The 267-nt window shown below is 36.0% G+C and carries 1 rRNA gene; it reads right to left on the reverse strand.

The annotated features are described in order from the left end of the window. Window positions 1-179: 179 nt before the first annotated feature. Window positions 180-267: ribosomal RNA gene (gene rrf / locus LQ693_RS13595) — 5S ribosomal RNA — on the reverse strand; the annotation flags it as partial.

The raw sequence follows: 267 nt of genomic DNA on the forward strand, positions 1-267 counted from the left end.
TACTTTCAGTACTCAATTATTGGAATTAACGTTGACATATTGTCATTCAGTTTTCAATGTTCATTTTGTCTCACAAGAAACTATTATACACTTGTTATATTCTTGTGTCAACATTTAATTCAATTTATTTTTCAAGAAAATTTCAAGAAAAAAAGACCCAAGGGTCAAAATTGAATTTTGCCCGGCAACGTCCTACTCTCGCGGAACGTAAGCCCAACTACCATCGGCGCTAAAGAGCTTAACTTCTGTGTTCGGCATGGGAACAGG

Origin of the sequence: Mammaliicoccus sp. B-M6, assembly GCF_022386965.1 — a bacterium.
Lineage (GTDB): Bacteria > Bacillota > Bacilli > Staphylococcales > Staphylococcaceae > Mammaliicoccus > Mammaliicoccus sciuri_A.